The 22,722-nt window shown below is 68.5% G+C and carries 21 protein-coding genes; 18 read left to right on the top strand and 3 right to left on the bottom strand.

The window, feature by feature from the left end; translation table 11 throughout:
• Window positions 1-28: 28 nt before the first annotated feature.
• A complete protein-coding gene (locus tag ABH915_RS00875; protein ID WP_370116768.1) occupies window positions 29-1,138 on the bottom strand; it encodes an FtsX-like permease family protein in 1,110 nt (369 codons plus the stop codon).
• 206 nt (window positions 1,139-1,344) lie between these two features.
• On the opposite strand from ABH915_RS00875, the gene ABH915_RS00870 reads away from it, so the two are divergent.
• From ABH915_RS00870 to ABH915_RS00805, 14 genes are all read left to right on the top strand, one after another.
• Window positions 1,345-2,787 (top strand): sensor histidine kinase, encoded by a 1,443-nt coding sequence (locus tag ABH915_RS00870; RefSeq protein ID WP_370116765.1) that lies wholly within the window; start codon window positions 1,345-1,347, stop codon window positions 2,785-2,787.
• A complete protein-coding gene (locus tag ABH915_RS00865) occupies window positions 2,784-3,440 on the top strand; it encodes a response regulator (RefSeq protein WP_370116762.1) in 657 nt (218 codons plus the stop codon). The genes ABH915_RS00870 and ABH915_RS00865 overlap by 4 nt, the downstream gene beginning before the upstream one ends.
• Before the next feature lie 76 nt (window positions 3,441-3,516).
• Window positions 3,517-5,550 carry a penicillin-binding transpeptidase domain-containing protein gene (locus ABH915_RS00860; RefSeq protein ID WP_370116759.1) on the top strand — a complete coding sequence of 678 codons (2,034 nt, stop codon included), beginning with the start codon at window positions 3,517-3,519 and terminating at the stop codon, window positions 5,548-5,550.
• Window positions 5,551-5,585: 35 nt separating this feature from the next.
• Complete coding sequence (locus ABH915_RS00855; RefSeq protein WP_018775317.1) at window positions 5,586-7,268, top strand: ABC-F family ATP-binding cassette domain-containing protein; 1,683 nt, start codon at window positions 5,586-5,588, stop codon at window positions 7,266-7,268.
• A gap of 119 nt (window positions 7,269-7,387) precedes the next feature.
• The gene (locus ABH915_RS00850; RefSeq protein WP_370116756.1) at window positions 7,388-8,161 is read left to right on the top strand and encodes a DeoR/GlpR family DNA-binding transcription regulator; all 774 of its coding nucleotides are present in this window, start codon (window positions 7,388-7,390) and stop codon (window positions 8,159-8,161) included.
• Entirely contained in the window at window positions 8,158-9,360 is a 1,203-nt protein-coding gene (locus ABH915_RS00845) for an MFS transporter (protein WP_370116753.1), read from the top strand. Before ABH915_RS00850 ends, ABH915_RS00845 begins: the two co-directional genes overlap by 4 nt.
• Before the next feature lie 76 nt (window positions 9,361-9,436).
• Window positions 9,437-10,933: a bifunctional phosphatase PAP2/diacylglycerol kinase family protein gene (locus ABH915_RS00840; protein ID WP_370116749.1), complete on the top strand. Its 1,497-nt coding sequence runs from the start codon at window positions 9,437-9,439 to the stop codon at window positions 10,931-10,933.
• A 148-nt stretch (window positions 10,934-11,081) separates the two neighbouring features.
• Complete coding sequence (locus ABH915_RS00835) at window positions 11,082-12,023, top strand: ABC transporter ATP-binding protein (RefSeq protein ID WP_370116746.1); 942 nt, start codon at window positions 11,082-11,084, stop codon at window positions 12,021-12,023.
• A gap of 3 nt (window positions 12,024-12,026) precedes the next feature.
• Window positions 12,027-12,911: an ABC transporter permease gene (locus ABH915_RS00830; RefSeq protein WP_370116743.1), complete on the top strand. Its 885-nt coding sequence runs from the start codon at window positions 12,027-12,029 to the stop codon at window positions 12,909-12,911.
• 36 nt (window positions 12,912-12,947) lie between these two features.
• A complete protein-coding gene (locus tag ABH915_RS00825; RefSeq protein ID WP_370116740.1) occupies window positions 12,948-14,327 on the top strand; it encodes a sensor histidine kinase in 1,380 nt (459 codons plus the stop codon).
• A complete protein-coding gene (locus ABH915_RS00820; protein WP_370116738.1) occupies window positions 14,287-15,021 on the top strand; it encodes a response regulator in 735 nt (244 codons plus the stop codon). The genes ABH915_RS00825 and ABH915_RS00820 overlap by 41 nt, the downstream gene beginning before the upstream one ends.
• A 285-nt stretch (window positions 15,022-15,306) precedes the next feature.
• Window positions 15,307-16,770 (top strand): amino acid permease, encoded by a 1,464-nt coding sequence (locus tag ABH915_RS00815; RefSeq protein WP_370116735.1) that lies wholly within the window; start codon window positions 15,307-15,309, stop codon window positions 16,768-16,770.
• Window positions 16,771-17,008: 238 nt separating this feature from the next.
• Window positions 17,009-17,902, top strand: a complete 894-nt coding sequence (locus ABH915_RS00810) for an intradiol ring-cleavage dioxygenase (protein ID WP_370124905.1) — start codon at window positions 17,009-17,011, stop codon at window positions 17,900-17,902.
• Window positions 17,903-17,957: 55 nt separating this feature from the next.
• Entirely contained in the window at window positions 17,958-19,274 is a 1,317-nt protein-coding gene (locus ABH915_RS00805) for a M18 family aminopeptidase (RefSeq protein ID WP_370116732.1), read from the top strand.
• 66 nt (window positions 19,275-19,340) lie between these two features.
• Here the strand turns inward: ABH915_RS00805 and ABH915_RS00800 are convergent, their stop codons facing one another.
• Entirely contained in the window at window positions 19,341-20,024 is a 684-nt protein-coding gene (locus tag ABH915_RS00800; protein WP_370116729.1) for a DUF1345 domain-containing protein, read from the bottom strand.
• 278 nt (window positions 20,025-20,302) lie between these two features.
• Here ABH915_RS00800 and rpsF point away from each other — a divergent pair, with 278 nt between their 5' ends.
• From rpsF to rplI, 4 genes are all read left to right on the top strand, one after another.
• Window positions 20,303-20,608 carry a 30S ribosomal protein S6 gene (gene rpsF, locus ABH915_RS00795; protein WP_026266755.1) on the top strand — a complete coding sequence of 102 codons (306 nt, stop codon included), beginning with the start codon at window positions 20,303-20,305 and terminating at the stop codon, window positions 20,606-20,608.
• A 55-nt stretch (window positions 20,609-20,663) separates the two neighbouring features.
• Window positions 20,664-21,239: a single-stranded DNA-binding protein gene (locus tag ABH915_RS00790; protein WP_018775330.1), complete on the top strand. Its 576-nt coding sequence runs from the start codon at window positions 20,664-20,666 to the stop codon at window positions 21,237-21,239.
• A 125-nt stretch (window positions 21,240-21,364) separates the two neighbouring features.
• Window positions 21,365-21,604 carry a 30S ribosomal protein S18 gene (gene rpsR / locus ABH915_RS00785; protein WP_003800144.1) on the top strand — a complete coding sequence of 80 codons (240 nt, stop codon included), beginning with the start codon at window positions 21,365-21,367 and terminating at the stop codon, window positions 21,602-21,604.
• 17 nt (window positions 21,605-21,621) lie between these two features.
• Complete coding sequence (rplI, locus tag ABH915_RS00780; RefSeq protein WP_018775331.1) at window positions 21,622-22,074, top strand: 50S ribosomal protein L9; 453 nt, start codon at window positions 21,622-21,624, stop codon at window positions 22,072-22,074.
• A 104-nt stretch (window positions 22,075-22,178) separates the two neighbouring features.
• On the opposite strand, the gene ABH915_RS00775 is transcribed toward rplI, so the two are convergent.
• On the bottom strand, window positions 22,179-22,601 hold the full coding sequence (locus tag ABH915_RS00775) for a DUF1801 domain-containing protein (protein WP_370116714.1): 423 nt from the start codon (window positions 22,599-22,601) through the stop codon (window positions 22,179-22,181).
• Window positions 22,602-22,722: the final 121 nt, after the last annotated feature.

Genomic DNA, 22,722 nt, shown 5'->3' with positions numbered 1-22,722 from the left:
TGGGAATATATGGGGCGGCCGGAGCTGTTCAGTTGCCGCCGAGGGCGATGAGCGGATCGACGCGGGCGACGCTGCGGACCGCGAGGGCTGCGCCGGCCAAGCCAAGGAGCACGATTCCGGCGATGGGCAGCAACGTTGTCCAGGGCGTAAGAAGGAACGGCGCCGCCTGGGACGCGAAGACCCCGCCGGCCACGCCGGCCAGCCCGCCCACCGCTGCGCCGGCCAGCAGGACCAGTGCCGCCTGCGCCATGGCGTCCCGGAGGATGTAGCGGGCGGACCCGCCCAATGCTTTCAGGACGGCGATGTCCCGGGTGCGCTGGACCGTCCAGACCGTCAGGAAGGCCACAATCACAAGGGCTGAGATGCCGTACAGGAAGGCCTGCATGAGCAGCAGCGAGCCGTTCTCGCTCTTGTAGGAGCCCAAGGCCTGGAAGGATCCGTCGATCGTGGTGCTGACGGTTCCCGCGGCGGTGTTGGCGGCACCGAGATCGACGCCTGTTCCGGACGTGGCGTCAAACGTCACGGCCAGCACCGTTGCGGCGCCCGCGGATCCTGCGTCTTGGATATGTGCGAGCTTCTGCCAATCGGCCAGCGTGGTCCACACGACTCCGGTGTGTGAATACCACTGCTCCGGCACGACGGCCGTCACAACGAGGTCGGTGCCGCCCACCGAGGCGTGGCTGCCGATGCTGAGGTCCAGGTCCTCCGCCAGTCCGGCTCCGACAGCCATGGTTCCCTCGGCCAGAGGAGCCGGAGCCAGGCCGGCGCCGGCCTCGGTGCCGAACACCGCAACGCTGGCCGTGCGTGCCGGCATGCCGCCGGCGCCCAGTGCCTGGAAGCGGCTCTGGCTGATCCCTACGGCGTCGGCCCGGGCGACGCCCTCGCGCGCCGTCCATTGACTCTGTTGGGCGCGCGTGACTTCGGATTCGGTAAACGAGGCCTTGGGCGCGCTCCCGGCCGGGGCGCCGAAAACCAGCTGGTCGGCCGGGAGGGCGGCGAGGGCCGACGTCGACTGGTTCCCGAGTCCGGCCGTCAGTCCGGAAAGCATGACGAGCAGGAGGGTAATGAGGGCGACGACGACGCCCATCAGGGCGAACCGTCCCTTGGCAAAGCGGATATCGCGGATGGCGAGATACATGGTGTCCCTTTTTTGTGGCGTTTGTGGTGTTTGAGGCGTTTGTGGCGCTGCTTCCAGCCTTCCCTCCGCCCGGCTCCGGGGCATCGGCCGCCCGGTTGGACCGTCGGCACCGTGCGGACGGACCTGCGATCAACCAAAAGGTTGATTCCGCCGGGGGCGGGCAGTTTTCCGCAAGAGCCCCGCCGCACCGGCACTACGCTGGAAGCATGGAGGGCGACGCCGGCAACACGGTCCACAACGGCACAGGACACAAGGGCGCACCGCACGCCGGCGCAGGTCACACCGGCACAGATCACGCCGGCGCTGGGCATGCCGGCGCACCGGCGCCGGGCACGGAGCCCACCGGGGCGGCCGTCATTCTGCGCGTCCTTCGCGTGAGCCTGCACGTTGGCTTCGCGGTGCTGCTCCTGGTGGCGCTGGTCCGGCTCCTGGCCGGCGGAATCACGGGCCAGGACTGGATCACCCTGCTGCTGGCCGTGCTGCTCGCCGCCTTCTACCTCGTGGGCACCGTCCTTGAGAAGCGGCACGCCGCCCACCGGACCCGGTTCGATCCACGGCCCTACTCGGCCTGGTGGCTGGGCGGCGTCAGCCTCCTGTGGCTGCTGCTGATCTGGACCAGCGCCGACTTCGTCTGGCTGGCCTTCCCGCTGTTCTTCCTGCAGTTGCACGTGCTCCCACGCCGGCTGGCACTGCCGGCGATCGCACTCAGCACCCTTTTCGTCATTGGGGCGCTCTGGTTCCACAACGGCGTTGGCGCACCCTCGGGGCAGGCTGCTGCGGAGCCGGCCAGCGTGGCCCCGCAGCTGCCCATGGTGCTAGGGCCCGCGTTCGGCGCGGCCTTCGCCGTGGTCACGGGGCTGGCCTACCGGGCGCTGTTCCTGGAGGCGGAAAACCAGCGGCTGGCAGCCGAAGAGCTCCGCCGGACCCGTGCCGAACTCGCCCGGACCCAGCACAACGCCGGCACCCTGGCCGAGCGCACCCGGCTGGCCCGCGAAATCCACGACACCCTCGCCCAGGGCCTGTCCAGCATCGTGCTGATGGGGCGCGCGGCCGAGAAGGCCCTGGACGACGGCGAACCCGCCGTGGCACGGGAAAGGCTCCGCGTTGTCCGGGACACGGCCGCCGCCAATCTGGCAGAGGCCCGCAACTTCGTCCGGGCCCTCCAATCCCCCGATCTTGAGGACGGCTCCCTCGTGGCCGGACTCCTCCGGCTGTGTGAAAAGACCGAGGCAGAGACCGCAGCGCGGGGCACCGGGCTGCGCTGCCGCCTCGACGTCGAAGGTGTGCCGGCGGAACTCCCCGCCGCCCACCAGACGGTCCTGCTCCGGGCCGCCCAGGCGAGCCTGGCCAACGTGCGGGCCCATGCGCAGGCGGGCACCGCCGTCGTCACCCTTTCCTTCCTGGGCAAGGACGTGGCCATGGACATCTACGACGACGGCACCGGATTCGACCCCTCGGCCTTGCCGGCCCGTCCGGACGGATCCGGCTACGGGCTGACGTCGCTGCGGGACCGCGTGGCCGCCCTCCACGGCCAGTTGGACATCGAGTCTGCCCCGGGCGAGGGAACAGTGGTGGCCATCCGGCTGCCACTGGGCCAAGCACCCGGTCCCAACGCCGCCCCGGCGCCGGCCAGCGGGGACCGAAAATGAACAACATCCGGGTGTTCCTGGTGGACGACCACCCCGTGGTCAGGGCCGGGCTGCGGGCGATGCTGGGTGATCTGGAAGGCATCACCGTGGTGGCCGAGGCAGCCGACGGCGGCGCCGCCCTGGCCGGGCTGGCCAGGCTCCACACCCTGGGCGAGCCCGCGGACGTGGTGCTCATGGACCTGCAGATGGGCGCGGGCATGGACGGCGTCACCGCCACCGGCCGGATCAAGGCAGGAGAGGCCGGCGAGCCGGCGCCGCCGGTGCTCATCCTCACCACCTATGATTCCGACGCGGACATCCTGGCCGCCGTCGAGGCCGGGGCCAGCGGCTACATGCTTAAAGATGCCCCGCCGGAGCAGATCCGCCAGGCGGTGCTCTCCGCCGCGGCCGGCAGCACCGCGCTGGCCCCCGAGGTCGCGGCCCGGCTGATGGGCCGGATCAGAAATCCGGAGCCTGCCCTGTCCGCCCGCGAGATCCAGCTGCTCGGATTGCTGGCCACCGGGATGGGAAACCGGGCGATCGCGAAGCAGCTGTTCATTTCCGAGGCCACGGTCAAGACGCACCTGGTGCACATCTACGGCAAGCTTGGCGTGGACAACCGCACTGCCGCGATCGCCGTGGCAGCCCAGCGCAGGATCATCCGGCGGCCCTAGGCGTGCCCGGCGCCGGAGTCCGTTCCGGCGTTATGTGACAACGGAGTTGTCAGTGGTCCGGGGCATAATGGGCGCCATGGGGAACTCATCAAAACTTGCGCTGGCCCTTGTGGGCCTGGTTCTTGGCGGCTCGCTGGTCGCCTGCAGCGACGGACGTGCCGGCGCCGAAAGCGCTGCCAAACAGCTCGCCTCCGCGGTGTCCGCGCTCGACGTCGGATCCGTCGCCTTTGAGGGCAAAGACTCCGGCGCCGCCAACGAACAGCTCAAGGAAATATTCAAAGGGCTCGACCCGGCCCGGCCCGCAGTGGAAAGCGGCCAACTGACGCTGGAGTCCGACAAGGCCACGGTCCCGCTCAACTACAGCTGGAAGATCGGCTCAGAAGAGTGGAAGTACACCACCTTCGCCGAGTTCAAGAAGTCCGGGGACAAGTGGCTGACGGTCTGGAACCCGGCCACCTTGGTCCCCGAACTGGCCGAAGGCGAGCTCGTCAGCTCGGCAACCCATTCCCCGTCGCGTGCCGACATCCTGGGCGCCGGAGGGGTCCCGCTGGTCACGTACCGGCCCGTGGTCAATGTTGGCATCGACAAGCCCACACTCGGTGGCGCAGATCCCGCCGACTCTGCCACCAAGCTTGCCCGTCTCGTGGGGGTCGACCCTGCGGCGTACGGCCAGCAGGTCGCGGCGTCCGGACCCGAGGCGTTCGTTGCCGCCATCACTTTGCGCGAAGAAGGGCGGACCATCACCGACGCCCAGATCGGCGAGATTCCCGGCGCCCGTGCCATTCAGGACTCCCTTCCGCTGGCACCAAACCGCACCTTCGCCCGCGCCCTGCTGGGTACGGCCGCGGAGGCGAATGCGGAACAGATCGAGAAATCGAATGGGGCACTCAAGGCCGGGGACACCACGGGCACCGGTGGTCTCCAACAGCAATACGACGCGCAGCTTCGCGGCAGCGACGGCATCCAGGTCCTCGCGGGGAAGGCAGGCCTCACCGACGCCGAAAAGCAGGCTTTGCCCAATGAGGGACGTCGCGTACTTTTCCAGACAGAAATACAAGAAGGCACCCCGCTGAAAACCACCCTGGACCCGAAGCTGCAGCAGCTCGCGGAAGACGTCCTCGGCAAGGTCGGCCCGGCGTCGGCCATTGTGGCGCTCCGGCCCTCCAGTGGCGCCGTCCTGGCGGCCGCCTCCGGGCCGGGCAGCAACGGCTACGACACCGCGATGCTGGGACAGTATGCCCCCGGATCGATCTTCAAGATGGTCGATTCCCTGGCCATGTTCCGCAACGGCATGACGCCCGACTCCAAGGTGGACTGCCCTGCCACCCTGACGGTGGACGGCCGCACCTTCAAGAACGCCGAGGGATACCCTGGGTCCTCCCTGGGCTCCGTGACGCTGCGCGACGCCTTTGCGCACTCCTGCAACACAGCGTTCATCAACGCCCGCGACACCGTCAGCCAGGCACAGCTCGAATCCGCCGCGACCTCGCTGGGCGTGGCAGTTGAAGCACCCGCGCTCGGCGCGGGCGCATTCCTCGGCTCCGTCCCCGGGGATGCCGAAGGAACCGAACATGCCGCCTCCATGATCGGCCAGGGCAAAGTACTCCTGTCCCCCCTGGCCGCCGCCGTCATGGCCGGCTCGGTGGCCAAGGGAGCCCCGGTGGCTGCCCAGCTGGTGTTGAATCCGAACGAGGGCGTCAGTTCCCCGGATGCCGAGGGCGCCGCCCCCACGGGCACGGGTACAACCGGGGCGTCGCCCGCTACCCCGTCCTCCGGTGACGCGGCGGCGGACACGGCGACGCCGTCCGCCCCAGCACCGGCAGCGGCCGCCGAAAAGCCGGTAACTGCAGCGGAAGCCGCGGCGCTGGCTGACATGATGCGGGCGGTCGTCACCAGCGGGCACGCCGGGTTCCTGGCCTCCGTCCCGGGCGAGCCAGTCGGCGCGAAGACCGGAACGGCCGAGTTCGGCAACGACACCCCGCCCAAGACCCACGCCTGGATCGTGGCCGTGCACGGTGACCTCGCCGTCGCCGTGTTCGTCGAGGACGGCGGACTCGGGGCCACCACCTCCGGGCCGCTGCTTAAGGAGTTCCTCACCCGGGCCGGCTGAGCGGACGCTTTCCCGGCCGTGGGAAGATTGAACGCGTGGCTCATATTGACGTATCCGGCATCGACTACTTCCTCTCCGACGGCACCCAGCTGCTCAACGGCGTGACCTTCAAGGTCCCGGACGGCACCAAGACCGCGCTGATCGGGCCCAACGGGACCGGCAAGACCACGCTGTTCCGGATCATTTCCGGGGACCTCGTCCCGGACGAAGGCGTGATCGGCCGCTCCGGCAACATGGGGATCATGCGCCAGTTCGTGGGCCAGGTCCGGGACGATTCCACGGTCCGCGACCTGCTGGTCTCCGCCGCCCCGCCCGCCCTTGCCGCCGCCGCGCGTACCGTCGACGAGGCAGAGCTCGCCATGCTGGAGCACGACGACGAGCCCACCCAGATGGCCTATGCCCAGGCGATCGTGGACTGGGGGGACGCCGGCGGCTACGACGTCGAAACCGTCTGGGACGAGGTCTGCATGGCCGCCCTCGGCCTGCCGTTCGACCGGGCACAGCACCGCCCGGCGTCGAGCCTCTCCGGCGGCGAGCAGAAGCGGCTGGTCCTCGAGGCCCTCTTCGCCGGCCCCGACGAACTGCTGCTCCTCGACGAGCCGGACAACTACCTCGATGTTCCGGGCAAGCGCTGGCTCGAGGCCAAATTGAACGACTCGAAGAAGACCGTGTTCTTCATCAGCCACGACCGCGAACTGCTCAACAACGCCGCAGGCCGCATCGTCACGCTGGAACCGGGCATCAACGGCGCCGGCGCCTGGATCCACGGCGGCGGCTTCGGCTCCTACGTGGACGCCCGGGCCGACCGGAACGCGCGCTTCGAGGAGCTGCGGAAGCGCTGGGACGAGGAGCACGTCAAGCTTAAGGAACTCGTCAACATGTACAAGAACAAGGCCGCGTTCCGTTCCGACATGGCCAACCGTTATCACGCGGCGCAGACCCGGCTCGCGAAGTTCCTCGAGGCCGGCCCGCCCGAGGCCCTGCCGATCGAGCAGAATGTGCAGATGCGGCTCAAGGGCGGGCGCACCGCCAAGCGCGCCGTCGTGGCCGAGAAGCTGGAACTGACCGGCCTGATGAAGCCGTTCTCCACGGAAATCTGGTTCGGCGACCGGGTGGGCGTCCTTGGTTCCAACGGATCGGGCAAGAGCCACTTCCTGCGGCTGCTCGCCACCGGCGGCACGGATCCCGAGCGGGAGCACCTGCCGGTGTCCGACGTCGAGATCGCGGAGGTGCCGCACGAGGGCACCGTGAAACTCGGCGCCCGGATCCGGCCCGGTTTCTTTGCCCAGACCCACGTCCGGCCCGACCTGCTGGGTAAGACCCTGCTTGAAATCCTGCACCGGGGCGACGAGCACCGCTCGGGGATGGGCCGCGAAGCCGCCGCCGGGGCGCTGGACGGCTATGGGCTGGCGGGGCAGTCCGAGCAGAAGTACGAATCCCTCTCCGGCGGCCAGCAGGCGCGGTTCCAGATCCTGCTGCTGCAGCTCTCCGGTGCCACGCTGCTGTTGCTCGACGAGCCCACGGACAACCTGGACCTGCACTCGGCCGAGGCCCTGGAACGGGCGATCGACCACTTCGAGGGCACCGTCCTGGCGGTCACCCACGACCGCTGGTTCGCCCGCACCTTCGACCGGTTCCTGGTCTTCGGCTCCGACGGCAGGGTCTACGAGTCCGCCGAACCGGTCTGGGACGAAAAGCGCGTTGAGCGCGCCCGCTAAGCAACGCGGGGTCAGATACGGCCCGTTTCCGGGGCGGTTATGGGCGCTAAGTGACCCCGCGTTGCCATTTGGGTTGCGCATCAAATGATTAAATGATCACAAACCGTTAGCATTTGAGCATGAGCACTGATGAGCGGCACCGCCTGATCGGCGGAATGCTGCGCGACCGGGAACATGTGACGGTGGACGAGCTGATGGCCGCCTGCGGCGCCTCCGGTGCCACCATCCGCCGTGACCTCGACACATTGGCCCTGCATGGCGTGTTGCGGAGGGTCCACGGCGGAGCCAAGAGCCTGGTTTTTGGCGGTGAAAACCCGCACTACGGGCAACGCGAACTTGAGGACCACACCGCCAAGGTGCGGATCGCCGCAGGGGTGGCGGCCATGCTCGCGGACCGGGGACACCTCTGGCTGGACAGCGGCACCACCGCCACGGAGATCGCGCGCCTGTTGCGCCAGCGGGAGATGACGATCATGCCGATGTCACTGCGGGCCGTCACCGCGTTGTCCCCGGACGACGGTCCGGCCGGCCGCCGCCCCGAGCTCCTGCTGCCCGGCGGCAGCCTCGTTCCCGGCGAACTGTCGTTCCGCGGGCCCATGACGGAATCCAACATCCGCTCGCTGCGCTTCGACACCGCCGTCGTCACCCCGTGCGCCCTGAACCTCAAGGACGGGCTGTTGGCCCACGACCTCGACGACGCCGCGGTCAAGCGCGCCGGCCTGGAATCCGCCGCCCGGGTGATCGTCGCCTGTGCCGGTGCCAAATGGAACGCCAGCGCCGTCGCCCTCGTCGCATCCTTGGACGCCGTGGATGCCATCGTGACCGACCGGCAGCTCAGCGCTGAAGAACTTGACCAACTCGCGCAACACTCGGTGGAAGCAGTGATCGTATGACCAGTACCGCAACCGTCCCGCAACTGAAGGCTGCCACCGGGGCGACTTTCCTTGTCTTCGGGATCAACGGATTAGTCTTTGCCAGCTGGGCAGCCCGCATCCCCGCCGTGACCGAGATCCTGCACATCACCGCGGGCCAGATGGGAACCCTGCTGCTGTGCCTGGCGGTCGGTTCGCTGATCGCCCTGCCGACGGCCGGGTTCGTCGTCGGCCGGATTGGGACCGCCAACACCGTCCGCAGCGCCGGACTGGTGGCTGCGGTGGCCGGTGTCGGCGTCGCGCTGTCACTGATGGCGGCCTCCGTCCCGGGGACTGCCATTGCCCTGTTCTTCTTCGGGATCGGCGTCGGGTTGTGGGATGTTTCGCAGAACATTGAAGGTGCCGACGTCGAACACCGGCTCGGGCGCACCATCATGCCGCAGTTCCACGCGGCCTTCAGCGGCGGCGCGTTCGTCGGCGCCCTGATCGGCGCCGGATTGTCCACCCTGGGGGTCGGGCTCCCGGAGCACCTGCTGGTCATTGCCGCCGTCGTCGCCGTCCTGACCGCGGTGGCCCCCCGGTATTTCCTGCCCCATCTGCCTGCCGAGACACCCGCCGCGGGGGACGCGGACCGCGGCAAGGCCGGTTCGGCCTGGCGGGACGGGCGCACGCTGCTGATCGGCGTCGTCGTTCTCGGCGCCACCCTGACCGAAGGCGCCGGCAACGACTGGATTGCCAAGGCCGCGGTTGACGGCTTGGGCGCCGAACAATCGACCGGGGCGCTGCTGTTCGCCGCCTTCGTGCTGGCCATGACCGCCATGCGCTTCTTTGGTGGCCGTGCGATCGACGTCTACGGACGCGTGGCCGTGCTGCGCGCCAGCATGGCGGCGGCCACCGCTGGGCTCTGCCTCTTCGTGTTCGCCGGCACCATCTGGCTGGCCGCCGCCGGCGCCGTGCTGTGGGGCGTGGGGGCCGCCCTCGCGTTCCCGATCGGGATGTCCGCCGCGGCGGACGACCCCCGGAAGGCGGCCGCCCGGGTGTCCGTGGTGTCCACACTGGGCTACATCGCCTTCCTGGCCGGGCCGCCCCTGTTGGGCTACCTGGGCGACGTCACGGGCATCAGGACCGCCCTGCTGGCGATCGGGATTCCGATTGTGGTGGCGCTGGTGCTCGCCGGAGCCGCGAAGCCCCTGCCCGCGAAGCCCCTGCCCGCGAAGTAGGTGCCTGCGGGGCAGCTTCCCGCGCGCCCGCCGGACCCGGCCCCCCGCTGGCCGCATCCGGCAGTATGGTGGTCCAATGCGAACCATGCTGAGGAAGGCCCCCGGCCGCCTGTCGAAATTCGACCGCAATCTGGTGCGCGCCGTATCCAATCTGCCGGGCGGAGGCCATGACGAGTTCTTCCGCCGCCTGTCCGCCGCCGCGAACAAGGGCAAACTGTGGTTCGGCGTCGCCGGAGCCATGGCCCTGGTGCCCGGAAAGACACGCCGGGCAGCGGTGCACGGACTTATCGCGCAGGGCGCGGCCTCGGCGGTCACGAACCTCGTGTTCAAGACCCTCCTGCCCCGGACCCGCCCCCTGCCCGAACACCTTCCGGTCTTCCGCTTCGTGAACCCGCAGCCGACGAGTTCGTCGATGCCGTCGGGCCACTCGGCCTCCGCGGTGGCCTTCGCGCTCGGAGTCGGCATGGTCCGCCCGGCACTCGGGGCGGCGCTGGCCCCTGTCGCGGCCGGAGTGGCCTACTCCCGGGTCCACACCGGGGCCCACTGGCCCTCGGATGTACTGTTCGGTTCCGCGATCGGCGCCGGCGCGGCCATGGTGACGCGGAAGTGGTGGCCCGTCCGGCCGCCGTTCCCGGAAACCCGCCGCAGCGCCGCCCGGGCCGTGGAGCTCCCGGACGGCCAGGGGCTCGGCATCGCCGTCAACACCCTCGGCGGGTCCTATGCTGACGAGACCGTCGACGCCCTGCAGAATGTATTCCCCAAAGCGTATATAAAGGAAATCGGGCCCGACGAGTCCGTCGATGCGGGCATTGCCCACGTCGCGACCCGGCCGGGCATTGCGGCCCTAGGCGTCTGGGGCGGCGACGGGACCGTGGGCGCCGCGGCGGCCGCCGCCGTCGAACGTTCCCTCCCGCTGCTGGTGCTCCCCGGCGGAACGCTGAACCATTTCGCCCGCGACGCCGGGACCCCCACCCTGGCGGATGCCGTGCAGGCGGCGTCTCGCGGCGAGGCCGCCGTGGCCGACGTCGGCCACGTGAGCGTCGAACGCGGGCTCCCCGACAGCCCGGAGCAGCTCGAGCTGATCATGCTCAACACGGCCAGCATCGGCCTCTACCCGAACCTGGTCCGCCGGCGCGAACAGCTCCAGCCGGCGCTGGGTAAACCTCTGGCCGGAGTCGTGGCCATGGTCCGGACCTTCGCGGCCGGGACCCCCACCACGCTGATCGTCAACGGCGTGCGGCACCGGCTGTGGATCCTGTACATCGGCCGCGGCCGGTATTACCCGCGCGACCACGCGCCACTGGTGCGCCCGGTGCTGGCGGACGGTGTCCTGGACCTGCGGATGATTACTGCCGATGAGCCGTTCGCCCGGCTGCGGCTGATCTGGGCCGTGCTCACGGGCACCGTGGCCACGTCCGGGATCACCCATCTGAGCGAAACGGACCGGATCACGGTAGAACCCGGGAACGGGCCCATGGTCCTCGCCGTCGACGGAGAGGTCATGCCCGGGGTGCGGCACGTCGAATTCACGGTCCGCCCCGGCGCGCTGACCTACTACTCGCCCCTCAGGTGAACCCTGTCATCCTCGCGGACTACCCTGATTCGCCCCTGAATCATCCCTGAGACCGGCGAAATACGCCGCCGGCCTCGGTAGCGTGGTTTGCAGACGGGCCCGTGACTGCGGTGCCCCGGACCATCCCCGCTACGCAAAGGAAGCTTCCATGATCGAAGCACGAGGCCTGACCAAGGTTTACGGCGACAAGACCGCCGTCGCCGGCGTCAACTTCACCGTCGAAGCCGGCAGGGTCACCGGCTTCCTGGGCCCGAACGGGGCCGGAAAATCCACCACCATGCGCATGATCATGGGGCTGGACCGTCCGACGTCGGGCTCAGTGACGGTCAACGGGTCCCCGCTGACCGGGCACGCCGCCCCGCTGCGCGACGTCGGCGCGCTGCTCGATGCCAAGGCCGTCCACACGAGCCGCTCCGCCTACAACCACCTCCTGGCCATGGCGGCGACCCACAGCATCCCGAAGAAACGGGTCCACGAAGTCATTGAGATGACCGGACTGGCCGAGGTGGCCAGGAAGAAGGTCGGCGGTTTCTCGCTCGGCATGGGCCAGCGGCTGGGCATCGCCGCCGCCCTCCTGGGCGACCCGCAGACCGTCATCCTGGACGAGCCCGTCAACGGTCTTGACCCGGAGGGCGTGGTGTGGGTCCGCAACCTGGTGAAGTACCTGGCCTCCGAAGGCCGCACGGTCTTCCTTTCCAGCCATCTCATGAGCGAGATGGCCGTCACGGCGGACCACCTGATCGTGATCGGCCGGGGCAGGATCATTGCGGACGCCCCGATCCAGGAGATCATCACCGGCAAGGACCAAGGCCGCACGCGGGTCCGCACCGACCAGCCGGACCGGCTCATGCAGCTGCTGGCCGGGAGCGGCGTCTCGGTGGAGGTCCAGGAGCGCGAACTCCTCGAAGTCACAGGCCTGGACCCGCGGCAGATCGCCACTGCGGCGCTGGAGAACCACGTCATGATCTACGAACTCACCCCGCTGCAGGCCAGCCTCGAGGAGGCCTACATGGAACTGACCAAGGATGAGGTCGAATACCACTCGCTGATCACCACGGGCGCCGTTCCCGTCGAAGTCGGAGGCAACTAAGCCATGAGCTCCACAACCGTTGAATCCACGCCCTCCCGCCGCGGCGCCGACGCACAGCGGTCCGGAAACGGCAGCAGTTCCGGCCCCGGCCCCAGCTTCCTGCGGGTCCTCAACTCCGAATTCATCAAGTTCCGCACCCTGCTCTCCACGCTGATCCTGCTCGGCTCCACAGTGGTGGTCATGGTGGGATTCGGGGCGCTTTCGGCCTGGGGGACGGGCCAGTTCTCCGAGGCCGCAGCCCAGGACCCGCAGGCGGCCGCGACGATCGCGGCGCAGGGCGGGGACCTCGCCGTCGGCGTCCCCACCTCCGGCATCGCCTTTGCCCAGCTGATCCTGGGCTCCCTCGGCGTGCTGCTGATGAGCTCCGAATTCACCACGGGCATGGCGCGGTCCACGTTCGCGGCAGTGCCAAAACGCATCCCCGCGTTCGCGGCCAAGCTCGTGGTGGTGGTGGTGACGTCCTTCGTTGTCACGGCCGCGTCCACCCTGGCCGCCGGGTTCGTCTCCGTGCCGATCCTGGACAACTACGGACTCGCCCTGGACCTGGGCAGTTCGCAGTCGCTGAAGATGCTCATGGTCAACAGCATCTACGTGGCAGCAGTCGCGGCGATCGGTATGTCCCTGGGCACCCTGATCCGCAACTCGGCGGGCGGCATCATGAGCCTGGTGGGCCTGTTCTTCGTGGCGCCCATCGCCTTCCAGCTCATCCCGGGCGACTTCTTCGTGGAGGCCCGCAAGTACCTGCCCGGCAACACCGTGGAGCCGCTGACCGCGGTGGAGCACCTCCCGGACACGCTTGAAGCCTGGCAGGCCGGCCTGGTGCTGGGCGCCTGGGTTGTGACCCCGGTGCTCCTGGCCGCCATTCTGCTCAAGAGGCGGGACGTCTAGGCCGGCGCCACAGGCACCAGAGTCTAGGCTCAGAGCATGATCGATGCGGTACCTGTCAGGGACGCGCCGGCCGGACCGGCCGACGCGTCCCTCGCTGAACTCACGGCCCGCCGCCGCGGCCGGCTCCGGCGCTACCTGCTGGCCAACCCGCGGGTCATGGACGTCCTGGTGGTGCTCTGCTACCTGGTCCTGGTGACGCCGACGGCGGTCGAATCGATCATCCACGGCGACTGGCCGGTGGCCGTGTTGCTCGCCGCCGCCGCGCCCGTCCTGCTCTTCCGGCGGGCGTATCCGGTCCCGGTGGCGGCCGTTGTGGGGGCCCTGGAACTGGCGGTCACCCTCCTGCATCCCTGGGGATCCAATGTCTCCGCAGGGCTGTGGTTTTCGCTGTACGCCGTCGCCGTCGTCCGCACCCGGCGGTTCGCCCTGGCCGCCCTGCCCCTGACCACGGCCCCGCTTCTGCTCCTGTACCTCCTGCTGGCCGTCGGCCCGCTGGACGGGCGGCTCCCGGACATGGCGGTCCGCACACCGGAGAATTTCCAGCTGCTCACGGGCATCGCGGCGGGCATCGGCATCGCGCTCTCGAATGTGATCGCCACGGGGATCGGGATCTCGGTGCGGCAACGGCGCGAGCACGAGCACGAGATTGCGGCCTGGGCCGCCCGGGCCCAGCAGCTGGGCTCGGTCACGGAACGGAACCGGATCGCGCGCGAAATGCACGACGTCGTCGCGCACTCGCTCACGGTCATGATCAGCCTGTCGGACGGCGCCGCCGTCGTGGTCAAGAAGGATCCCGAGCGCGCCGCCGGCGTCCTGGCCGAACTCTCCCGGACCGGACGCGCCGCGCTGGCCGACATGCGGCGCGTCCTTGGCGTGCTGCGCGAGGACGCCGCCACGGGACATGCCCCGCGCGAGCCGCTGGTGGCCGGCGGCAGCCTGGCCAAACTGCTCGAGGGCTTCCGCACCGCGGGACTGCCGCTGCATTACACGCACACCGGCCCGTCCCTGCCAGCCGATGCGGCGTTCCAGCTGACCGTGTACAGAATTGTGCAGGAATCGCTGACCAACGTGCTGCGCTACGGCCGCGCGCTCAGCCGGGTGGACGTCAGCATTGTCCGGAACGGCTCCCGCGTCACCATTGAAGTGCTTGACGACGGCAGGGGCAGCGTTGACTCCGGCACGCCCGGAACCGGCGCGCAGGCAAAGCCGGACGCACTGGACTCCTTCGGCACCGGGCATGGAATCGCCGGAATGCGGGAGCGGGCCAGGATCTACGCCGGCACCGTGTACGCCGGGCGCGCCGGTGACCGCGGCTGGCGCGTGCACGCGGAACTGAACTGCAACGGCGAGAATGCCACGGAATCAAGGGGGAACCATGTCCGACAACGGACCGGTACGCATCCTGCTGGTGGATGACCAGCCGCTGCTTCGGATGGGCTTCCGCCTCATTCTGGAGGGTGAGGACGATTTGAGCATCGTGGGCGAGGCATCCAACGGTGCCGAAGCGGTCCGCCACGTCCGGGAGCTCGCGCCCGACGTCGTCCTGATGGATGTGCGGATGCCGGTGCTGGACGGGATCGAGGCCACCCGGGCCATCGCCGCCTCGGGATCCGACGCCAAAATCATCATCCTGACCACCTTTGACCTCGATGAATACGCCTTTGCAGCCCTGCGGGCCGGGGCCTCTGCGTTCCTGCTCAAGGACGTGGCGCCGGCGGAACTGATCAGCGCGGTGCGGGTGGTGGCCAGCGGCGATGCCGTGGTGGCACCGCGCGTTACACAGCGGCTGCTGGAGACCTATGTCCGCGGCGCCGGCGGCATGGATCCTGCAGGGACAGCGGGCGCCGGCGGCCAGGGCGCCGGCAGCCCCGCACGCCCGGCGCGGGATCCGTTGCTGGAGGACCTGACACCCCGCGAAAACGAGATGCTCGGGGCGATGGCGGAGGGGCTCTCCAATGCCGAAATCGCGCACCGATACTTCCTGTCCGAGGCCACCGTCAAGACGCATGTGCGCCGGATCCTGACCAAGCTCCACCTCCGCGACCGCGTCCAGGCCGTGGTGTACGCGTACGAGACCGGCCTCGTGGTGCCGAGCAACGCGGACTACTGACGGCCGCCGCCCGGCGGCCGCGAGGCAGGCTACCGGCCGGTAGTGCCTGAAGCAGTGGTTTCAGGCACATTGCCGAATTGCCCGTGAGGCAACGTTGGTTGCCTTCTTGGCCTTCCCGTTGGGGGATAGCCCGGTCTCACCCGGCGTCATTTGTGGGACTGCACAAGACGGACGGTGCGCCGCGCGGTCTAGTGTGAAACGACATTGTGGTCCGCCGCACAGCATGGATTCGATTCCGTGCCGGCACAGAGCGGGCCTGAACCCCCCACGAAGGACGGCGCCTCCATGCCCGCTGACCAGCAGCTCTCAAAATCCCTGAAACCCAGGCATCTGTCCATGATTGCGATCGCCGGCGTGATCGGCGCCGGACTGTTTGTCGGTTCGGGTGCGGCGATCCAGCAGGCCGGCCCTGGCATCCTGGTTGCCTATGCCGCGGCGGGACTCGTCGTCATCCTCGTCATGCGGATGCTGGGCGAGATGGCCGCGGCCAACCCGGAAACCGGCTCATTTTCCACCTACGCGGACAAGGCCCTGGGCCGCTGGGCGGGGTTCAGCATCGGCTGGCTCTACGCATGGTTCTGGATCATTGTCCTCGGCATCGAGGCCACGGCCGGGGCAGCGATCATGCACCGCTGGGTCCCCGGCATTGACCAGTGGGAGTGGGCGCTTGCCCTGATGGTGCTGCTGACGCTGACCAACCTCGGGTCCGTGAAGTCGTACGGCGAGTTCGAGTTCTGGTTCGCTTCCATCAAGGTCGCGGCCATCGTGCTCTTCCTGCTCTTCGGCGCCGCCGCGATCCTGGGCCTCGTCCCCGGCGTTCCGGCGCCCGGCCTGGACAACCTGATTGGCAACGGCGGGTTCATGCCCAACGGCCCCGGCGCCGTCCTGGCTGGCATCCTCGTGGTGGTGTTCTCGTTCTTCGGCGCCGAAATTGCCACCATCGCCGCCGGCGAATCCGAGAACCCGGTCGATGCCGTCAAGAAGGCCGTTAAGTCCACCGTCTGGCGCATCCTCGTGTTCTACATCGGCTCCATCGCCATTGTGGTCACCCTGCTGCCCTGGAACTCGGCCTCCGTCGCCAAGAGCCCCTACGTTGCGGTCATCGAGCTGTTCGGCATCCCCGGCGCCGGAACCATCATGGACATTGTGGTGCTGACCTCGGTGCTCTCCTGCCTGAACTCCGGCCTCTACACCGCCAGCCGCATGCTGTTCTCGCTGTCCCGCCGCGGCGATGCCCCCAAGTCGTGGATGCGGATTTCCAGGCGCGGCGTGCCTGCTGCCGCGGTGCTGGCCTCCACGGTGGTCGGCTTCGTCACCGTCGGACTGAACTACGTCGCCCCGGACACGGTCTTCCTGTTCCTGGTCAACACCTCCGGCGCCATCGCGCTGTTCGTGTGGCTCGTGATCGCTACTTCGCAGCTGATCCTGCGCCGCCGCATGGGGGCCGCCGCCAAGGACCTCCAGCTGAAAATGTGGCTCTTCCCGTACCTGACCTGGGTCTCGATCGTCAGCATCGTGGCCCTGCTGATCGGCATGGTGATCCTGGAATCCACGCGGGAATCGCTGCTGCTCTCGCTGGCTCTCGCCGCCGTCGTCGTGGGGATCGGGGTCATCCGCTACCGCAGGAACGGTTCGAAGGCCGCTGTTCCCGCAGCAGGTGCCGCCGGGACTGTCACCGGGGACGCCACGGTGGCTGACGCCGAGGCCGGCGCCGAGGACGCCACGGTGGGCGCCCGCCCGGTGTCGTAGCCCGGAAGGCCCCCGCGGGTCCCGGACCACCGGACATGCCCTCCCCCCGCGCCCATCATTGGACATAGCACCATTATGTCTACTGCTCGGCGCGAGGGGAGGGCATCTCCATGCGGGCCGCGGGACATGCCCAGTCCCGGGGCCGAGGGGAGGGCATGTCCCGCGGGAGCACAGCCGCAGCACAGGAAGGGACTAGCCAGCCCATAGCGCGGCCGGGTTCGATGGGCTCATGACAAAAATGCCCCAGCCCCCGCACGAGCCGCACCCCAACCATGACCGCGGCCTGGAATTCGATCTCTCCACCCTCGTGAGCCGCCGATCGCTGGGCATGTTCCTCGGCGCGGGAACGGCCGCGGCCCTCGCGGCCTGCAGCCCGGGCGGCACCAGCGGCACCGGCGGCAGCAGCGGCAGTCCGACGTCGGCCGCGGCCACGTCGGCGGCAACGTCGACCGCAGCGACTTCGGCCTCGGCCACTCCGACGCTGACCCGGGCAATCGCCGAGTGCGGGGTTGAAATCCCGCAGGAAACCGCCGGGCCCTTCCCCGGTGACGGTTCCAACGGTCCCAACGTCCTCGAGGCATCCGGTGTGGTCCGTCAGGACATCACGTCCAGCTTCGGGACCTCCACCAGCACGGCCGAGGGCGTACCGCTGACCGTCACCCTGACCCTGCTCGACAACGCCAACGGCTGCACCCCGCTGGCCGGTGCCGCAGTCTACGCCTGGCACTGTGACCGCGAGGGCAAGTACTCCATGTACGATTCCGGGCTTCAAAACGAGAACTACCTCCGCGGCGTCCAGGAGGCCGACGCCAACGGCCAGGTCACGTTCAAGACCATCTACCCCGGCGCCTACAACGGCCGCTGGCCACACATCCACTTCGAAGTGTTCGAGTCCATGAACAATGCGACGGCGGCCGGCCAGGTCCTGGCGGTGTCACAGATCGCCTTGACCGAGGCGGCCTGCAAGGAGGTCTACGCGTCGGCCGGGTACGAATCCAGCGCGCAGAACTTCCCCCGCACCACGCTGAAGTCCGACAACGTCTTCGGCGACGACGGCGGCATCTACCAGCTGGCCACCATGACCGGCTCGGTAGCCGCGGGCTACGCCGCCGGTCTCAACGTCACCGTCTAGGCACGGCACCGCCCGGCTCCCGGGGGCCCGTGCGCGCCGGGCTAGACTCGGAGCCATGCCAACACCGAGCACTGCCGCAGAGCACATCCAGGACCTCGGCGCGTACGTCAGCGCGTCGCCGTCGAGCTTCCACGCCGTCCACGAAGCCGCGCGCCGGCTGGACGCGGCGGGCTTCACGGGCCTGGACGAACTGCAGCCCTGGCCGGAGCCCGCGGCCGCCGCTGCCGGCAAGTTCTACGTGATCCGCGACGGCGCCCTCATCGCCTGGGTGGTGCCGGCAGGCGCCGGACCGACCACGGGCTTCAACATCCTCGGCGCGCACACGGACTCGCCGTCCTTCAAACTCAAGCCGAAGCCCACCACCGGCAAGTTCGGCTGGCTGCAGGCCGGCGTCGAGGTCTACGGCGGACCCCTGTTGAACTCCTGGCTGGACCGCGAACTCCAGCTCGCCGGCCGGCTCGTCATGCGCGACGGCACCCAGCACCTCACGGCCACCGGCCCGCTGCTGCGCTTCCCGCAGCTCGCCATCCACCTGGACCGGGCCGTCAATGAGGGTCTGGCCCTGGACAAGCAGCAGCACATGAATCCGGTCTTTGGCCTGGGCGATCCCGCCGGCGAGGACCTGCTCGGACTCCTCGCGGACCGGGTTGCCGACGCCGAAGTGGATCCGGCGCAGATCGGCGGGTACGACGTCGTCGTCGCGGACACCCAGGCCCCGGCGGTGTTCGGCGCCAGGGGCGAATTCTTCGCCTCCGGCCGGCTCGACAACCTCTCCGCGACGCACGCAGGGCTCACGGCCCTGGTGGCGCACGCCGCCACGCCGCTGCCGGACGGTGCGCCCATCGCCGTGCTGGCCGCCTTCGACCACGAGGAAATCGGCTCGGCGTCCCGGTCCGGAGCGTGCGGGCCCATCCTCGAAGATGTGATCGTGCGGATCTCGGACGGACTCGGTGCCTCGGCAAGCCAGCGGCGGCAGGCCTTCGCGGCCTCGTTCTGCGTCTCCGCGGACGCGGGCCACGCCGTGCACCCGAACTATCCCGAGCGGCACGATCCCGCCAACCGGCCGGTCCTCAACGGCGGTCCGCTGCTGAAGATCAACGCCAACCAGCGCTATGCGACCGACGCCGCCGGGGCCGCCCTCTGGGCCCGGCTGTGCACCGACGCCGGGATTCCGTACCAGGAGTTCGTCTCCAACAACGTGATGCCGTGCGGGTCCACGATCGGCCCGCTGACCGCCACGCGGCTGGGAATCCGGACGGTCGACGTCGGCGTCGCCCTGCTGTCGATGCATTCGGCACGCGAGCTCTGCGGTGTCGAGGACCCGCACCGGCTGGCCGTGGTGACCCGGACGTTTTTCCGGACGGCAGCCTGACGCCTGGCGGCGCCCCGGCAAGCCTGGCGGGGACCTCTGACGGGCGTGGCCGGGCCTGAGCCGGGCCTAGACGGTCAGCCCGACCACGAGGTTGAGTGTGGCGGCCAGGATGATGGTCCCGAAAACATAGGACAGCAGGCTGTGTTTGAGCGCCTCGGCGCGCACACTGTGGTTTTCCAGGGCAGTGTCCGAGACCTGGTAGGTCATGCCGAGGCTCGTGGCGAGGTAGGCGAAATCCGTGTACTGCGGGGGGCCGGCCTGGTTGAAGTCGATGCCGCCAACCGCCGCCCCCGCGCGGACGTCGGTGCTGTAGTACAGCTCGGCGTAACGCAGCGTGAACAAGGTCTGGACCAGCAGCCAGGACATCGCCACCGAGGACAGCACCAAAAACCCGCCGCCGAAGCGCGCCCAGGTGTCAGTGCTGTGGGAATCGATGACGACGGCGGCCACCGCGACGAGGCTCGCCGCATTCGTGGTCAGGATCAGCAGGTCGGTGACGCTGCGGGACGGGTCCTCGGCCGTGGCGTGGGCCCTGGTTTGGGTGGGGTCCAGCCGGCCGACCACCAGCCAGACCCAGACCACGTAGCAGGCCGCGGCGCAGGTCCAGCCGACCGCCGGCGCCTCCACCCAGTACCCTGCCAGCCCGGTCACCGCGGCGGCGATCACGCCGACCATCATCATGGCCGCGAACCGCAGCCGGCTGCGGCGTACCGGTGGCGGCACGGAGGAGGAATCGGTGTCGGTGTCCATTTTCAGATCATGGCACAGACCATGTCCCGGGAACCCGCCCCGCCGCGTTCCGTGCGGCGGTTTTCCACATGAGCGTCCCGCCAGCTTCCGGCGCCGGGCGCCCGGGTCTAGCGTGGCCCCATCAGGAATCGTCGAAACCAGCCCCGATGCACTAAGATATTGAAGTCTGTGCTGCGCCCTGCCTCCGTTCCGGCGGCCGGGCACTGCATGGCACCGCAAATGAACCTCCTGTTACGGAAATGCCGTAACCGCTTAGCCCAAAGGAGGTGGGTTCACATATGCGTCCTTACGAATTGATGGTAATCATCGACCCCGAGGTCGAAGAGCGTGCCGTTGAGCCGTCGCTTCAGAAGTTCCTGAACGTCATCACCAACGATGGTGGAACCATCGAAAAGGTTGACATCTGGGGCCGTCGTCGCCTGGCTTACGAAATCCAGAAGAAGTCCGAAGGTATCTACGCCGTGGTGAACTTCACCGCTGAGCCGGCTACCGCCAAGGAACTTGACCGCCAGCTGAGTCTCAACGAGACCATCATGCGCACCAAGATCACCCGCCCCGAAGAGCAGAAAGTTGTTGCTGAGTAATTCAGCGGGCAACCTTCAATCTTCATCCCCGCAGGAACGCACAAGGAGGCAGTAGATGGCAGGCGAAACCACTATCACGGTTATCGGTAACCTCACCAATGACCCCGAACTCAGGTTCACACCGTCCGGTTCGGCCGTAGCGAATTTCACCATCGCTTCTACTCCCCGCACCTTCGACCGGCAGTCCAATGAGTGGAAGGACGGGGAAACCCTGTTCCTCCGCGCTTCGGTCTGGCGCGAAGCAGCCGAAAACGTCGCCGAGTCCCTGACCAAGGGCATGCGCGTGATCGTCTCCGGCCGCCTGAAGAGCCGTTCCTACGAAACAAAAGAAGGCGAGAAGCGCACCGTTATCGAGCTTGAGGTCGATGAAATCGGCCCGAGCCTGCGCTACGCCAACGCCAAGGTCAACCGCACCCAGCGCTCCGGCGGTCAGGGTGGCCAGGGTGGCTTCGGCGGCGGCAACAGCGGCGGTGGATTCGGTGGCGGCCAGGGTGCAAACCAGGGCGGCAACACCGGTGGGACATGGGGCGGCAACCAGCCCGCCGCGCAGGAAGACCCGTGGGCCACGCCCGGGGTCAGCAATGCGGGCGGCGGCTGGGGCAACGGCCCGGATTCCGAACCTCCCTTCTAAACAACATCTAAGGTCCGGCAACGAAAACCGACTGGCCGCCGCAAGGCGGCCTGGTGCAGACTGCGCCGGATCACCACCATCCCGTGGATCAATATCCACGGGCTCCATCGAATAGGAGCTCCACGATGGCTAAGGCTGAACTCCGTAAGCCCAAACCAAAGTCCAACCCCTTGAAGGCCGCTGACATCACTGTCATCGACTACAAGGACGTAGCATTGCTGCGCAAGTTCATCTCCGACCGCGGAAAGATCCGCGCCCGTCGCGTCACTGGCGTCACGGTGCAGGAACAGCGCAAGATCGCCCAGGCAATCAAGAACGCCCGCGAAGTTGCTCTGCTGCCTTACTCCGGCGCTGGCCGCGGCTAAGGAAGGGATTAACTAAAATGGCAAAGCTCATTCTGACCCACGAAGTAACCGGTCTCGGTGCTGCTGGCGACGTTGTCGAGGTCAAGGACGGTTACGCACGTAACTACCTGCTGCCCCGCAACTTCGCCCTGACCTGGTCCAAGGGTGGCGAGAAGCAGGTTGAGTCCATCAAGGCTGCCCGCGTTGCCCGCGAGCACGCTTCCCTGGAAGACGCTCAGAAGCAGGCTGCTGCACTCTCCGCCAAGCCGGTCAAGCTGGTCGTCAAGGCTGGCGCAACCGGACGCCTGTTCGGCACCGTCAAGCAGGGCGACGTGGCCGACGCTGTTGAGGCCGCAGGCCTGGGCCGCATCGACAAGCGCAAGGTTGAACTGCCGGCACACATCAAGTCGACCGGTTCCTACCAGGCAAACGTCCGTCTCCACGACGACGTTTCCGCTGTGATCGAACTCGACGTAGTCGCAGGCAAGTAGCCCTCACCGGCTGCAGTCCTGAACTGCTGGAAGGCTCCCGCCTCCGGACCCCTCTGAGGGACCGAAGGCGGGAGCCTTCTGCTTTCAACTCCAGCGCACGGGGCCTAGCCGTGGTGCAGCACCGTGGTGACATGCCGGTAGCCGAGCCGGACCAATTCCGCCAGCACGGCCTCGTCGACGTCGTCGAGCTTGTTGACGTACAGGCAGCCTGCGCCGAGCTTGTGCCTGCCCAGCCTGCCGAGGAGTTCGGCGGCCTCGGGCCCATACGTCAGGCCGTAGAGCGACAGGCTGGATTTCCTGGGGGAGAAGCCGACCGCCGCGGCATCGCCCTCCCTGCCGCTCGCGTACTTGTAGTGGTAGCGGCCGAAGCCCACAATCGTCGGACCCCACATTTGCGCCGGTTCCCCCGTGATTTCGGACATCAGTGCCAGCAGGCGGAACCCGTCAGCGCGCCGGACCGGATGCTCGACGGCAGCCAGGAACTCCTGAACCGACGCGCCGGTTGCCTGTGTTTTGTTGTCAGCCATGAGGGAAGTCTGGCAGAGCGCGGCAGTCCTGTCAGGCCGGGCGGGTGCCCGGGAATAAATCCCCGCCCCCGCCGCTTCTAAAGGTAGATGCAAACGCATGTAGTCGTGTTGCCAGGATTCA

The sequence above is a fragment of the Arthrobacter sp. MW3 TE3886 genome, from assembly GCF_041262145.1.
GTDB lineage: Bacteria > Actinomycetota > Actinomycetes > Actinomycetales > Micrococcaceae > Arthrobacter.
The sequence above is the reverse complement of the archived record's forward strand: the minus strand, read 5'-3'. Positions and strand labels throughout refer to the sequence as shown.